Source organism: Janthinobacterium sp. BHSEK (assembly GCF_056174685.1).
In genome coordinates this window covers 101700-115321 of the sequence record NZ_JBWBYV010000003.1, presented here as the reverse complement: position 1 = coordinate 115321, position 13622 = coordinate 101700, and the positions used below count along the sequence as shown (strand labels likewise).

Genomic DNA, 13622 nt, shown 5'->3' with positions numbered 1-13622 from the left:
GTTCGCCTAAAAGCAACGAAAATGCTATCCTACAACTTGCTGCCGTAGTGTCGACCATAATGTCGGCATTCATGTCGATATTATTAACAAACCGCTACAGAAACAACGGAGTTATTCATGGCTGATCCAAAGATGAAATTTTTAGTCGTTGACGATTTTTCGACGATGCGCCGCATTGTCCGGAATCTGTTGAAGGAACTGGGTTATGCCAACGTCGATGAGGCGGAAGACGGCGTGATGGGCCTGGCCAAGCTGCGCGCGGAATCGTTCGATTTCGTCGTCTCGGACTGGAACATGCCGAACATGGATGGCCTGACGATGCTGCAGCATATCCGCGCCGATCCCGCACTGGCCAAGCTGCCCGTGCTGATGGTGACCGCCGAAGCGAAAAAAGAAAACATCATCGCCGCCGCGCAAGCCGGCGCCAGCGGTTATGTCGTCAAGCCGTTCACGGCCGCGACCCTCGATGAAAAGCTGAACAAGATTTTCGAGAAGCTGGAAAAAGCCGGCGCCTGATCACGGTTTGATTTGCTTCAAGAAAAAACGCTGCCGGTGCGAACTGGCGGCGTTTTTTTTCATCGGCTGAACTTGCTTATACCAGGCCGCCGTTCGCGCGCAGGGTCTGGCCGTTGATCCAGCGGCCATCGAGGCCGCACAGGAAGGCTACGGCGGCGGCGATGTCGTCCGGCGTGCCCAGGCGTTCCAGCGGCGCCATCTTGCTCATGCGTTCTATCGTTTCTTCCGTCTTGCCGTTCAAGAACAGGGCCGTGGCCGTGGGGCCGGGGGCGACGGCGTTGACGGTAATGTTCTTGCCGCGCAATTCCTTGGCGAAGATATTCGTCATCGTCTCGATGGCCGCCTTGGTGGCGCCGTAGACGGCATAGCCGGGCAGGGCCAGGCCGGTCACGCTGGTCGAGAAGTTGAGCACGCTGCCGCCGTGGCGCAAGCGCGTCGCCGCCTGGCGCATGGTGTTGAAGCTGCCCTTGACGTTGATGGCGAACAGGCTGTCGAAGGTGGCGTCGTCCGTATCGGCCAGGGTGGGCAGCGCGGGCGGCATGATGCCGGCGTTGTTGACCAGCACGTCGATGCCGCCATAGGCAGCCTCGGCCGCATCGAACAGCGCTTGCACCTCGCCCGCATCGGCCACGTTGGCCTTGACGGCGATGGCGGCGCCGCCTTCGGCCGCGATGGCCGCCACCAGCGCATCCGCCGCCTCCCTGCCGCTGGCGTAATTGACGATGACCTGCACGCCGTCGCGCGCCAGGCGGCGGGCGATGGCCGCGCCGATGCCGCGCGAGGCGCCCGTGACGATGGCGACCCTGGCGGGGATGGTTGCTGTGTTCATGGTGTTCTCCTGTCGTGGTGGCGACCCGCATGGGCCAGTGCAGCCATTGTGATCTTTATCAATGCATGGATAAAGATGGGAATCTTGATTTCAATGTGCAAATTCCATTAACAATGATTGCTGGCCTCGCTGGTATGGACAGGCGTGGTGCCGCTGACCATAAGTAATTGCGCAAAGGAATGAAATATTTCCCAAAGTTAACTTTACACGTCAAATAATTTGGCCCATGATCGCTGCAGTATTCCCCCTTTGTCCCCGACCCCGACAAGAAGGAGCGCAACATGCGCCGAGCACCCGTATTATTTTTTGCCCTGAGCACGGCCTTGCTGGCAGCTTGCGGCGTGAGCCTTGAACAAACCGCAGTCGTGCCTGTCGCGTCCGTAGAGATGCAGGAGCCGGCCGCGCAGTGGCCTGCCGAAGGCGATGGCCGGCATGCCTATCTGCACCGTGTGGGTGGCCGCGATTATGTCAGCCTGAGCCAGCATGGTCCGGAGGGCGGCTTGCCGATACTCACGGGGACGCAGCGCCATGCGCACGCCATCCGCCTGCTGGCAGCCGACCCGGCCCAGGTCCGTGCCATCCTGCGCAGCCTGAGGTTGCCTGCGCACCAGCGCAAGCTGTGGGCGGGAGAGGAAATCGTGCTCGATGCGGCCAGCTATGACATGTTGCAAGCGGCACGCGGCAGCAACAAGCCGCTGTTTGCCGAACTCAAGCTGGTGGGGATGGAGAAGTAATAAAAGAAACGGGGCCGAACGGCCCCGCTGTGACTGCGCTTAAATTTCCAGGTTGTCGATCAAACGTGTCTGCCCCAGCTTGGCGGCGGCCAGCACCACCAGCGGTTCGCCCGCGGCCAGTTCGGCGGCGCTCGGCGCTTGCAGGTTGGCGCGCTTGCGTACGGCGATGTAGTCCGATTTCCAGCCGCGGCTGTTCAATAGTTGCATGCTGGCCTGTTCCAGTTCGCCCACGGCCAGGTTGCCCTTGCGCACTTCCTCGGCGACGAAATTGAGGCCCTTGAACAGCTCCGGCGCTTCCGCCCGTTCGCTTTCCGACAAGTACATATTGCGCGAGGACAAGGCCAGGCCATCGTCGGCGCGGTAGGTTTCGGCGGCGATGATTTCCGTCGGCAGCGCGAACTGGCGCGCCATGTTGCGGATGATCATCAGTTGCTGGTAATCCTTCTTGCCGAACACGGCCACGCGCGGGCCCACGCACGAGAACAGCTTGGTGACGACCGTGCACACGCCTTCGAAGAAGCCGGGGCGGAATTCGCCTTCCAGTGTATTGCCCAGGTCATCGGGCGGACGCACGCGGTATTCCTGCGGTTCCGGGTACAGTTCCTTTTCCGTCGGCGCGAACAGCACGTACACGCCTTCCTTTTCCAGCTTGGCGATATCGGCCGCCATGGTGCGCGGATATTTCTCGAAATCCTCGTTCGGGCCGAATTGCAGGCGGTTCACGAAGATCGAGGCGACGACGGGGTCGCCATGCTTGCGCGCCAGACGCATCAGCGACAGATGACCTTCATGCAGGTTGCCCATGGTGGGGACGAACGCCGTGCGCAGCTGTCCGCTGAGCTGGTCGCGCAATTCTTCAATGTCGGAAATAATTTTCATGGATTGCTTTCGCTAAAACCCCGTTGTACGGTGGTCAGTGACAAAGGGAAGGGATCAGGCGGGCGAATACGCCAGCCGGACGTAGATGGGGGCAAACGGTTCTGCCTGCGTGATTTCGATCAGGGTTTCCTTGGCCAGTTCCAGCAGGGCCACGAAGTTGACCACGACCACGGGCACGCCGCCGGCAATGTCGAACAGCTCGCTGAACTCGACGAAGCGTGACGACTGCAAGTGGCGCAGGATGCTCGACATGTGCTCGCGCACGGACAGTTCCTGGCGGCTGATGCGGTGATGCTGGGTCAGCTTGGCGCGTTTCAGCACGTCGAGCCATGCCTGCTGCAAGTCCACCGGTTCCACGTCGGGCCAGGTGGGCGTCAGGCTTTGCTCGATGAAAATCTGCGTGCGCACGAAATCGCGCTCGAACTGGGGAATGGCGTTCAGGTCGTAGGCGGCCAGCTTGATCTGCTCGTACTCGAGCAGGCGGCGCACCAGTTCAGCCCGTGGGTCGCCGCCATCTTCCTCGACGTCGCTCTTGCGCGATGGCAAGAGCATGCGCGACTTGATCTCGATCAACATCGCCGCCATCAGCAGGTACTCGGCGGCCAGTTCCAGGTTGCGCACGCGGATCTGGTCCACGTATTTCAGATATTGCAGGGTCACCTGCGCCATCGGAATGTCGAGAATGTTGAAGTTTTGCTTGCGGATCAGGTAGAGCAGCAAGTCGAGCGGGCCTTCGAAGGCTTCGAGGAAGATTTCCAGCGCGTCCGGCGGAATGTACAGATCCGTCGGCATGCGCAGCATCGGTTCGCCATACAGGCGGGCGATGCCCAGCGGGTCGGCGGCGGGCGCCGCGTCCGTGCTTGCGGATGCTGCAGGGTCGCCGCTGCCGTCGCCATCGGCGACAGGATCGGGCGACTCGATGACTGCGCCGGCACCGGAAGCGTCGGCTTCCGGGGTGACTGCAGACTCTTCAGGCAACATCGTGCCGGTTCCAGGTCTTAGTTCTTGTTCTGGTAAACGTAAGCCTGTTGCTTGACGGCCGACGCCAGCTGGCGCTCCTGCTCATCGATGCTGACGGCTGGCTTGTCCCACAGCAGGGCGCGGCCCGCTTGCTGGCCCGCTTCCATGCCAGGATTCTTGGCCTTCAGTTCGGCGATGAACAAGGTGTGGTCGGATACGTAGTTGTTGTGTTTTGCAGGCAGTTTCATATTCTCTTCTGAGTGTCTTATGGGTAAGGTCAGCCGGCCGTATTTTACCGCGCCGTGCCGCTTGGCGGGTTGTTGTATCGGCAAGTCCGGGGCGAAATTGCTAAAAATCAATAACGCAGCAGGCGCCGCATCACCATCGGCGCCGGTTCGGCGGGGTTGGCGTGCGAATATTCCAGTTCTTCGGCCAGCTCGAATTCGAAGGCCGCATAAAAATCGATCAGCTTGCGCTGGTCGCGCCGCACGGCCAGGCGCAATTCCTCGGCCTGGCACGACAGGCCGTGATGAATGATGGCTTCGAGCAAGTGCTGCGAGACGTGGCTGCCCCGGTAAGCGGGCAGCACGCCCATGCGTGAAATCTTCCAGATGGCGGGGTCGCTGTCGAGCGGCATCCAGCGCAGCGAACCGGCTGGAATGTCGTCGATCAGCAACAGAAAACCGCCGCCGTGGCGCAATTGCGCTTCCACCTGCTGCGCCGTCTCGTGGTGCCCGCTGGACGAGGCCGCCACCTTGCCGGCCCACGCGGCGCGGGTCAGCTCGGCCATCAGTTGTGCATCGGCATTTGTTGCTTCGCGCACCACGATATTCATCATCGGTCCTTGTGCGGGCTTAGCGGATGCGCATGCCAGGTTCTGCGCCCGGCCATGGGTTCAGGATGTAGATGCCCGGATTGGCCTTCTCGTCGGCGGCGGAGGCGGCCATGACCATGCCTTCCGAAATGCCGAACTTCATCTTGCGCGGCGCCAGATTGGCCACCAGCACCGTCAGCTTGCCGATCAGTTCTTCCGGCTGGTAGGCCGAGCGGATGCCCGAGAACACATTGCGCAAGCGGCCTTCGCCCGCATCCAGGGTCAGGCGCAGCAGCTTGTCGGAGCCGTCGACCAGTTCGCAGTTGACGATCTTGGCGATGCGCAGGTCGACCTTGAGGAAGTCGTCGATCTTGATTTCGGGCGCCAGTTCCTCGATGGCGGCAGCGGCGGCAGCAGGGGCCGTGGCGTCGTTGGCGGCGTCGCCAGCCGGTGCGGCGATGGCGGCGGCTGCTTGCGGCGCGTCAAACAGCGCTTCGATCATCTTCGCATCCATGCGCGTCATCAAGTGGCTGTAGGCGCCGATGGTACGGCCCAGCATGCTGTTCGAGACGGCGTCGCCGAACACTTGCGTATCGGCCCAGGTGAACTCGGCGTCATTGAGGAACGATGCCACGTTCTTCGCCACGCCCGGCAGCACCGGCGACAGCAGAATCGTCAGCTGGCGGAACAGGATCAGGGCCGTCGTGCACACGTCGTGCAGCTCGGCCGTCTTGTCCGCATCCTTGGCCAGAATCCATGGTTTGTTTTCATCGACATACTGGTTGGTGATGTCGGCGATTTCCATGATCTCGCGCAAGGCCTTGCCGAATTCGCGGTTCTCGAAGTGCGCGGCGATGCTGGCCTGGCGCTCGACGATGACGCCGTTGACGTCCACCGTCAGCGCGCGGTTGATCCAGCTTTGCGCGCCTTCCGACAGCGTCGACGCCAGCTTGCCGTCGAAACGCTTGGCGATGAAGCCGGCGCAGCGGCTGGCGATGTTCACGTATTTGCCGATCAAGTCGCTGTTCACGCGGGCAACAAAATCTTCGCCGTTGAAGTCCAGGTCTTCCACTTTCGAGTTCAGCTTGAAGGCGATGTAGTAGCGCAGCCATTCCGGGTTCATGCCCAGGTCCAGGTAGCGCAGCGGCGAGATGCCCGTGCCGCGCGACTTCGACATTTTTTCGTTGTTGACCGTCAGGAAGCCGTGCACATTGACTTTCAGTTTGTCGATCACGGGGTGATCGGCGAACTTCAGCATGGCGGGCCAGAACAGCAAATGGAAGGAAACGATGTCCTTGCCGATGAAGTGGATCTGTTCCGTCGACGGGTCATTCAGGAAGGCGTCGAAATCGATGCCTTTCTTGTCGCAATAGTTTTTCAGGCTGGCCAGGTAGCCGACGGGCGCATCCATCCACACATAGAAGAACTTGCCCGGCGCATCGGGAATCGGGATGCCGAAGTAGGGCGCATCGCGCGAAATGTCCCAGTCGGCCAGCTTTTCGCCCGCCTCGCCCAGCCACTCGCTGACCTTGTTGACCATTTCCGGCTGCAAGCGGCCTGGCGTATTCAGCCAATCCTTGAGGAATTCGAAGCAGCGCGGGTCGGACAGCTTGAAGAAATACTGTTCCGACGGCTTCATCACGGGCGTCGCGTTGGTGAAGACCGAGAACGGGTTGACCAGGTCGGTCGGCTGGTAAGCCGCGCCGCAGACCTCGCAATTGTCGCCGTACTGGTTCTTGGCGCCGCATTTCGGGCATTCGCCCTTGATGTTGCGGTCGGCCAGGAACATGCCTTTCACCGGGTCGAAGAAGCGGTCGACGGTTTTCGTGACGATCAGGCCCGTATCGCGCAGCTTGCGGTAGATCGATTGCGACAGATCAACGTTTTCCGGCGAATCGGTCGAATACCAGTTGTCGAAGGCGATGTGGAAGCCATCGAGGTACTGGGCGCGGCCGGCGGCGATGTTGGCGACGAATTGCTGCGGCGTGATGCCTTCCTTTTCGGCGGCGATCATGATGGGCGTGCCATGCGTATCGTCGGCGCCCACAAAGTGCACTTCACGGCCGGCTGCGCCATCGCGTTGCATTCGCTGGAACCGGACCCAGATATCGGCCTGGATGTATTCCATGATGTGGCCAATGTGAAAAGCGGCGTTTGCGTAAGGCAGGGCAGTGGTGACGAACAGCTTGCGAGTCATGATTGATGCACTTTTGGGATGGATAATAGGACATTTTAACAGCGGAAAGGCAATATGAGCAGATGCAGCGCCGGCAAGTGATGCTTTTGCCGCCATCGCACCATGCAAATTTGCGCTAGACTGCGCCTTATTGCACATATGTAGTACACATGGAGATTTACATGAGCATCACAGTAGAAGACGTCAAGGCCGCGCTGGCCCAGGTTATTGATCCAAATACACATAAAGATTTCGTTTCCAGTAAAACCGTCAAGAATCTGAAGGTCGATGGCAGCGACATTTCGCTCGACATCGAACTGGGCTATCCCGCCAAGAGCCAGATCGACCTGATCCGCAAGTCCGTGCTGGCCGCCCTGCGCGTGCTGCCGGGCGTGGGCAACGTCAGCGTGGGCGTGTCGTCGAAGATCATTTCGCACACGGTGCAGCGCGGCTTGAAGCCGATGAGCAACGTGAAAAACATCATCGCCGTCGCTTCCGGCAAGGGCGGCGTTGGCAAATCGACCACGGCCGTCAACCTGGCCCTGGCCCTGGCCGCCGAAGGCGCCACCGTCGGCATGCTGGACGCCGATATCTATGGCCCGTCGCAGCCGATGATGCTGGGCATCAGCGGCCAGCCGAAGACGCTGGACGGCAAGAGCATGGAGCCGATGGAAAACCACGGCCTGCAAGTGTCGTCGATCGGCTTCATGATCGATCCGGACGAGCCGATGGTGTGGCGCGGCCCGATGGTCACGCAAGCCTTGCAGCAGTTGCTGGACCAGACCAACTGGCGCGACCTCGATTACCTGATCGTCGACATGCCGCCAGGCACCGGCGACATCCAGCTGACCCTGTCGCAGAAAGTACCCGTCACGGGCGCCGTGATCGTCACCACGCCGCAGGACATCGCGCTGCTGGACGCGCGCAAGGGTCTCAAAATGTTCGAGAAGGTCGGCATTCCGATCCTCGGCGTGGTGGAAAACATGAGCACGCACATCTGCTCGAACTGCGGCCATGCGGAAGAAATCTTCGGCGCCGGCGGCGGTGCGAAGATGTGCGCGGACTTCGGCGTGGAATTCCTCGGCGCCTTGCCGCTGACCATGGCGATTCGCCAGCAGACGGATTCGGGCACGCCCACCGTCGTGGCCGAGCCGGAAGGCCCCGTCGCCGTGATCTACAAGCAGATCGCCCGCACCATCGCCATTAAAGTGGCGGAAAAGGCGAAGGATATGACAAGTAAATTCCCGTCGATCGTCATCAAGAACGACTGATGGTTGGGTGGCCTTGCAAACCTGCTGCGCAGCTCACTTTCGGGTCGGCGTTACTCACCGTACTAAAGTACGGTTGCGTTACTCAACCCGACATTGAGCTTGCTCGCTACGGTTTTCAAGGCCACCAGTGGCACCATTGGCTTAACTCGTCCCCGGCGCCATGACCGCCAGGAATATGGTTTCATGCAGTCCATGTTGTTATTAAACAAGAGGAGACATCATGCAATTGAACACCGTATTCCTGCGTCGTAGTATCGCCGTGATCGCCGGCAGCCTGCTGGCCGCCAGCGCCTTTGCCCAATCCGTCTCGTTCGTCGAGCCGGTTGACGGCGCCACCGTCAGCAGCCCGTTCAAGGTCAAGTTTGCGATCCAAGGCATGGACGTCAAGCCGGCCGGCGACATGACGGCCAAGACGGGCCACCATCATCTGCTCATCAATTCGGGGCCGATGAAGGCGGGCGAGATGATACCCATGGATGACAAGCATTTGCATTTTGGCAAAGGTCAAACGGAAACGGACGTCACCTTGCCGCCGGGCCAGTACACCCTCACCATGCAGTTTGCCAATGGCGCGCACCAGTCATATGGACCGGAGTTGAGCAAAAGCATCAAGGTGACGGTCAAGTAAGTCAGATATATTGTCTGTTGCGGCATAGGCCGGGTTCCAGCGATGGAGCCCGGTCTTTTTCTTGTTATTGCCTTTTGTCATCATTGCGTCATATAGTCGGCGTATGCTGCCCGGTGGCCTAACTTTTGATGAGTGGATATGACGAAACATTTCTCCCTTTCCCGGCAAGTGGCGCAGGCGCTGCTGGTGGTCGCTGGCGTGGCGGCGTGCCAGGCGCATGCGGCCAAGGTGGTTCCCACTGCCGTGGCGCAGCCAAAGCTGGTCGTGGTGCTGGTGGTGGACGGCTTGCCGCAGGAACAGGTGACGCGCTATCGCGACCAGTTCGGCCAGGGCGGCTTCCGCCGCCTGCTGGAGCAGGGCGCGTGGTTCAGCGATGCGCACCAGGCGCATGGCATCACGGTCACCGCCATCGGCCACTCGGCCGTGCTGTCGGGCGCCTACCCGTACCAGCATGGCGTGATCGGCAATAACTGGATCGATCCCGTTACGAAAAAGTCCGTGTACTGCACCGAGGACGGTAATTTCCATTACATTGGCGAAGCAACGCAGCCGGACGACGGCACGGCGCCGACGAAGCTGCGCGTGAGCACCCTCGGCGACGAGCTGCGCTATGCCACGGGCGACCAGGCCAAGGTCGTCACCGTGTCGGGCAAGGACCGGGGCGCCATCCTGCTGGCCGGGAAAACGGGCACGGCCTATATGTACATGGAAAAGACGGGCAATTTCGCCAGCAGCACCTATTACATGCAGCAGCATCCGCAATGGGTGCAGCGCTACCAGGCGGCCAAACCGCAGGACCGTTATTATGGCAAGAGCTGGACGCCGCTGCTGGCCGATGCTGCCTATGCGCGCGACGCCCGTGATGATCTGGTGGCGGCCAAGCCGGGCACGCGCAATACCTTCCCGTTCGCCTATTACAGCGACAGCGGCAAGCTCGATGGCGAGTACTACAGCCGTTTGAAGTCTGGTCCCTTCCTCGATGAGCTGACCCTGGAATTCGCCCGCGCCGCCATCGATGGCGAGAATCTGGGCCGCAATCCGGCCGGCGTGCCCGACATCCTGGGCGTGAGCCTGTCCGCGCACGATTATGTGAACCATGCCTACGGCCCGGAAAGCAAGATGTCGCACGACCACCTGCAGCGCCTGGACCGCATGCTGGCCGGCTTCTTTAGCGACCTGGATAAAAAAGTCGGCATGGATAACGTGCTGGTGGTGCTGACGGCCGACCATGGCTTTGCCAACGTGCCGGAATTTGCCGAAACGCGCGGCTTTTCCGCCAAACGCATCGATGGCGCCAAGCTGGTCGATGCCTTGAGCCGGCACCTGGCGACGAGCCTGGGCATCGATAAACTGGTGACGACGTCGTCGCTGCCGAATATCTACCTCGACTACGCGCTGGCGGAAAAGAGCGGCATCCAGCGCGCCGCCCTGGAAGACGCGGCGGCCCGCTTCCTGCTGCAGCAGGACGGCCTGGCGCAAGTCTACACGCGCACGCAGATGGAAGCAGGCGCCGTGGTCACCCGCATGGATACCCTGATGCGCCGCGCCTGGAACCGCCAGCTGTCGGGCGACCTGATGGTCGTCACAAAGCCGGCCTGGTACTTTGGCAAGGGCAGCGGCGGCACCTCGCACGGCACGCCGTACACGTATGACACCAACGTGCCGCTGATGGTGTTCGGCCCCCGCTGGATCAAGCCGGGCGCCTATGGCCAGTACGCGGAAGTGGTCGACATCGCGCCTACGCTGGCCCACCTGCTGCGCATACGCCAGCCGTCCGCGTCGGAAGGGCGAATCTTGACGGAAGCGGTGCGGTAAAGGGCGGTGCTGCGCGCTTGTCGGCTTACGCGCTTTGCGCTAACCCGACCTACGATGACCTTGTAGGTCGGATTAGCGGGGCGCAGCCACGCGTCATCCGACAACATCGTCGGCAAAACCGATTACAGCAACCAATCGATCGGCAGCACCGACAGAATCGCCACTCCCATGCGCCTCCACACGCTGGTGCCCGGTTCCGTGTCGTAGCGCGTGGTGGCGCCGCTGGCGTCGCGGGCGATCCAGTACAGCGCGCCGTCGTCGCCAAGCAGCACCTGGTAGGCGCGTTGCGGGATAGTGGTGCGCATGGCTTGCCCCAGCTGGCTGGCCAGCGCGGGGCTGTCGACGACGAGGCCCATTTCCGTGTTCAATTCGATCGAGCGCGGATCGAAGTTGAACGAGCCGACAAAGATGCGCCGGTCGTCGACGGCAAAGGTCTTCGCATGCAGGCTTGATGCGGAACTGCCGAAGCGGCCCGGCTGCTCGCGCGCGTCGCCGGCCTCCCACGAGCGGCGCGATTCATACAGCAGCACGCCCGCTTCTAGCAGCGGTTTCCTCCACTTTGCATAGCCCGCATGCACGGCCGCCACGTCGGTCGCTTCCAGCGCATTCGTCAGGATGCGCACGCCCACGCCTTTTTTCGCCAGGTCGGCAAAGGCCTGGGTGCCGGCCTTGCCGGGCACGAAATACGGCGACACCAGGTCCACTTCCTTTTCCGGCACGCCCAGCAGGTTTTGCAGGTTTTCCGCCACGCCCGTGCCTGGCCTGGCCTGGTCCAGCACTTTGGCCGGGTCATCGCTGACCATGCGTGTGCGCGCCCATTCGAAGGGCAGGGTGCGTTCCATCATCTGCTTGACGAAGGGCGAGGTGCGCAGCGCCTGCACGTATTCCTCGGCGGCCCTGGTGTCGTCGATGCGGTCCGCCTCGGCGGCGATGGTGGCCGCGTCGCCATCGACAGGGCTGGTCAGCAGCAGTTGCGCAGGGTAAGCCGAGGCGCTGTTCCAGTAGCGGTCGAAATCCTGCGAGACCTCGCCGACGATGGGGCCGACGGCCAGCACGTCCAGGTCGGCGAACAGCACCTCGCCGGCCGCGCCAAAATATTCATCGCCCACATTGCGTCCGCCAACGATGGTGGCCTGGTTATCTGCCGTGAACGATTTATTGTGCATGCGCCGGTTCAGGCGCGAAAAATCCATGGCAAAGGCCAGCGCGCGGGGAGCGCGGGGCAGGAAGGGGTTGAACAGGCGGATTTCCAGGTTCCGCTGCTTGCCCAGCATGGCCAGGGTCTGGTCCAGGCCCGCCGTGTTGTTATCGTCGAGCAGCAGGCGCACGCGCACGCCCCGTTCCGCCGCCTGGCGCAGGGCGTCGAACAGCAAGGTGCCCGTGATGTCCTTGTGCCAGATGTAGTACTGCACGTCCAGGCTGCGCTGGGCGGCGGCGGCCAGCAGGGCGCGCGCAGCAAAGGCGTCGCGGCCGTCGACCAGCGGATAGATGCCGGACACGCCGGGATGCTGCGCCACCATAGGCGCGATGGCCGTGGCCAATTGGGTGTGCTGTGTGTCTGCGATGACGGTGGAGGGGCTGCGGCCGTCCAGCGAGGGCAGTGTAGTGCAGCCGGCGAGGACGGCGGACAGCAGCAGGGGCAGCAGCAGCCGGGTGGCGCTGCGGAAGGGAAGTGCTTGGGCGGGCATGGCGGGCTTTCATCGAGTTGCCCCGATGTTAGCAGATGCGCATGCCCGCACGCGGGCGAGGATTTACAGTTGTTCCAGCGCGATCAGCTCGGCCACCGTCTGGCGGCGGCGGATCAGGCGGGATTGCGCCCCATCGACCAGGTATTCGGCTGCATGCGGGCGGCTGTTGTAGTTCGACGACATCGACGCGCCATACGCGCCCGCGCCTTCGAAGACGACGTAGTCGCCCACCTGCGCTGCAGGTAGCAGGCGGGTTTCCACCACGCCGCCATCGCGCTGGGTAAACACGTCGCCCGATTCGCACAGGGGGCCGCCGACGACGGTGGCGTGCTGCTCATCGAGAGCGCGGCCGTCGTGCGCGATCACCGACATTTCATGGTAGCTGCCGTACATGGCGGGACGCATCAGTTCATTGAAGCCCGTATCGAGCAAGGTGAAATGGTTGCCGCCCATTTGCTTGGTGGCGCGCACTTCGGCCACCAGCAGGCCCGCGTCGGCCACGAGGAAGCGGCCCGGTTCGATTTCCAGGTGCACGGGATGGCCCAGGTGCGCCTCGATCTGCTTGCGCGCCGCATCCCACAGCTGGAAGTAGTGGTCCGTGTCGACGGGCTGCTCGCCTTCGCGGTAGGGCACGGACAGGCCGCCGCCCGTGGAAATGGCTTCCAGGTCATGGCCCATGTTCTTGACCAGGTCGACCATGGTGCCGCAGACGGTTTCCAGGTGGCTGTAGTCGACGCCCGAGCCGATATGCATGTGCAGGCCCACCAGGTGCAGGCCATGCGCGCGGATGACGGCCAGCGCTTCCGGCAGCTCTTCATGCCAGATGCCGTGCTTGCTGTTTTCGCCGCCCGTATTCGTCTTGTTGCTGTGGCCATGGCCATAGCCTGGATTGATGCGCAGCCAGACGCGGTGGCCGGGCGACACGGGGCCCAGCTGGCGCAGCATGTCGACGGAGCCGCAATTGACTTCGATCTTCGCTGCCGCCACGCGCGCCAGGGTGGCGCGGTCGAACAGGTCGCAGGTGAACACCACGCCGGCGGCGCCATTCGTTTGCGCCGGCGTAAAGCCTGCCTGCAGCGCACGCTCGATCTCGCCCAGCGAGACGGCGTCCACGTGCACGCCCGCTTCGCGCATCAGGGTGAGCAGATGGATGTTCGAGTTGGCCTTTTGCGCGAAGCGCACGGTGTCGAACTGCGCCAGCTGCGCGATGCGTGCGCGGATGGTGGCCGCGTCATACACCCACAGTGGCGTGCCGTGTTCCTGGGCGAGTTGGGCGAGGGTGGCGTCTGGCACTGGTTTCATGGTGGTGGTC

At 62.1% G+C, this 13622-nt stretch carries 13 protein-coding genes; 5 read left to right on the top strand and 8 right to left on the bottom strand.

What is annotated here, in order from left to right; translation table 11 throughout:
- The first annotated feature begins 117 nt into the window (after positions 1 to 117).
- The gene (gene cheY, locus AC0V2Y_RS01210) at positions 118 to 516 is read left to right on the top strand and encodes a chemotaxis response regulator CheY (protein WP_026132837.1); all 399 of its coding nucleotides are present in this window, start codon (positions 118 to 120) and stop codon (positions 514 to 516) included.
- Between the two features lie 76 nt (positions 517 to 592).
- Here cheY and AC0V2Y_RS01205 read toward each other — a convergent pair whose 3' ends face one another.
- On the bottom strand, positions 593 to 1345 hold the full coding sequence (locus AC0V2Y_RS01205; RefSeq protein ID WP_475413559.1) for an SDR family oxidoreductase: 753 nt from the start codon (positions 1343 to 1345) through the stop codon (positions 593 to 595).
- 281 nt (positions 1346 to 1626) lie between these two features.
- Here AC0V2Y_RS01205 and AC0V2Y_RS01200 point away from each other — a divergent pair, with 281 nt between their 5' ends.
- Entirely contained in the window at positions 1627 to 2079 is a 453-nt protein-coding gene (locus tag AC0V2Y_RS01200; RefSeq protein WP_326456258.1) for a hypothetical protein, read from the top strand.
- Between the two features lie 39 nt (positions 2080 to 2118).
- Here AC0V2Y_RS01200 and panC read toward each other — a convergent pair whose 3' ends face one another.
- The 5 genes from panC to metG all read right to left on the bottom strand — a co-directional run bounded on the left by panC (position 2119) and on the right by metG (position 6929).
- On the bottom strand, positions 2119 to 2958 hold the full coding sequence (gene panC, locus AC0V2Y_RS01195; RefSeq protein WP_070219724.1) for a pantoate--beta-alanine ligase: 840 nt from the start codon (positions 2956 to 2958) through the stop codon (positions 2119 to 2121).
- Positions 2959 to 3012: 54 nt separating this feature from the next.
- Positions 3013 to 3939 (bottom strand): segregation and condensation protein A, encoded by a 927-nt coding sequence (locus AC0V2Y_RS01190; RefSeq protein WP_475413558.1) that lies wholly within the window; start codon positions 3937 to 3939, stop codon positions 3013 to 3015.
- Between the two features lie 17 nt (positions 3940 to 3956).
- Complete coding sequence (locus AC0V2Y_RS01185) at positions 3957 to 4166, bottom strand: DUF3460 family protein (RefSeq protein ID WP_034778041.1); 210 nt, start codon at positions 4164 to 4166, stop codon at positions 3957 to 3959.
- Positions 4167 to 4273: 107 nt separating this feature from the next.
- Positions 4274 to 4753 (bottom strand): GNAT family N-acetyltransferase, encoded by a 480-nt coding sequence (locus tag AC0V2Y_RS01180; protein WP_070219744.1) that lies wholly within the window; start codon positions 4751 to 4753, stop codon positions 4274 to 4276.
- 19 nt (positions 4754 to 4772) lie between these two features.
- Positions 4773 to 6929: a methionine--tRNA ligase gene (metG, locus tag AC0V2Y_RS01175; protein ID WP_475413557.1), complete on the bottom strand. Its 2157-nt coding sequence runs from the start codon at positions 6927 to 6929 to the stop codon at positions 4773 to 4775.
- A gap of 161 nt (positions 6930 to 7090) precedes the next feature.
- On the opposite strand from metG, the gene apbC reads away from it, so the two are divergent.
- From apbC to AC0V2Y_RS01160, 3 genes are all read left to right on the top strand, one after another.
- Complete coding sequence (gene apbC, locus AC0V2Y_RS01170) at positions 7091 to 8179, top strand: iron-sulfur cluster carrier protein ApbC (RefSeq protein ID WP_070219730.1); 1089 nt, start codon at positions 7091 to 7093, stop codon at positions 8177 to 8179.
- 220 nt (positions 8180 to 8399) lie between these two features.
- Positions 8400 to 8807: a DUF4399 domain-containing protein gene (locus AC0V2Y_RS01165; protein WP_475413556.1), complete on the top strand. Its 408-nt coding sequence runs from the start codon at positions 8400 to 8402 to the stop codon at positions 8805 to 8807.
- A 138-nt stretch (positions 8808 to 8945) separates the two neighbouring features.
- Entirely contained in the window at positions 8946 to 10622 is a 1677-nt protein-coding gene (locus tag AC0V2Y_RS01160; RefSeq protein ID WP_475413555.1) for an alkaline phosphatase family protein, read from the top strand.
- A 122-nt stretch (positions 10623 to 10744) separates the two neighbouring features.
- Here AC0V2Y_RS01160 and AC0V2Y_RS01155 read toward each other — a convergent pair whose 3' ends face one another.
- Together AC0V2Y_RS01155 and lysA are read right to left on the bottom strand one after the other, a co-directional pair.
- On the bottom strand, positions 10745 to 12310 hold the full coding sequence (locus AC0V2Y_RS01155) for a phospholipase D family protein (RefSeq protein WP_475413554.1): 1566 nt from the start codon (positions 12308 to 12310) through the stop codon (positions 10745 to 10747).
- Positions 12311 to 12373: 63 nt separating this feature from the next.
- Positions 12374 to 13612, bottom strand: a complete 1239-nt coding sequence (gene lysA, locus AC0V2Y_RS01150) for a diaminopimelate decarboxylase (protein WP_475413553.1) — start codon at positions 13610 to 13612, stop codon at positions 12374 to 12376.
- Between the last annotated feature and the right edge of the window lie 10 nt (positions 13613 to 13622).

Coding starts and splice junctions, on each gene's coding strand:
- AC0V2Y_RS01160 (WP_475413555.1), top strand. CDS start 8,946: ATGACGAAACATTTCTCCCTTTCCCGGCAAGTGGCGCAGGCGCTGCTG.
- apbC (WP_070219730.1), top strand. CDS start 7,091: ATGAGCATCACAGTAGAAGACGTCAAGGCCGCGCTGGCCCAGGTTATT.
- AC0V2Y_RS01205 (WP_475413559.1), bottom strand. CDS start 1,345: ATGAACACAGCAACCATCCCCGCCAGGGTCGCCATCGTCACGGGCGCC.
- AC0V2Y_RS01185 (WP_034778041.1), bottom strand. CDS start 4,166: ATGAAACTGCCTGCAAAACACAACAACTACGTATCCGACCACACCTTG.
- AC0V2Y_RS01180 (WP_070219744.1), bottom strand. CDS start 4,753: ATGAATATCGTGGTGCGCGAAGCAACAAATGCCGATGCACAACTGATG.
- metG (WP_475413557.1), bottom strand. CDS start 6,929: ATGACTCGCAAGCTGTTCGTCACCACTGCCCTGCCTTACGCAAACGCC.
- AC0V2Y_RS01200 (WP_326456258.1), top strand. CDS start 1,627: ATGCGCCGAGCACCCGTATTATTTTTTGCCCTGAGCACGGCCTTGCTG.
- cheY (WP_026132837.1), top strand. CDS start 118: ATGGCTGATCCAAAGATGAAATTTTTAGTCGTTGACGATTTTTCGACG.
- panC (WP_070219724.1), bottom strand. CDS start 2,958: ATGAAAATTATTTCCGACATTGAAGAATTGCGCGACCAGCTCAGCGGA.
- lysA (WP_475413553.1), bottom strand. CDS start 13,612: ATGAAACCAGTGCCAGACGCCACCCTCGCCCAACTCGCCCAGGAACAC.
- AC0V2Y_RS01155 (WP_475413554.1), bottom strand. CDS start 12,310: ATGCCCGCCCAAGCACTTCCCTTCCGCAGCGCCACCCGGCTGCTGCTG.
- AC0V2Y_RS01190 (WP_475413558.1), bottom strand. CDS start 3,939: ATGTTGCCTGAAGAGTCTGCAGTCACCCCGGAAGCCGACGCTTCCGGT.
- AC0V2Y_RS01165 (WP_475413556.1), top strand. CDS start 8,400: ATGCAATTGAACACCGTATTCCTGCGTCGTAGTATCGCCGTGATCGCC.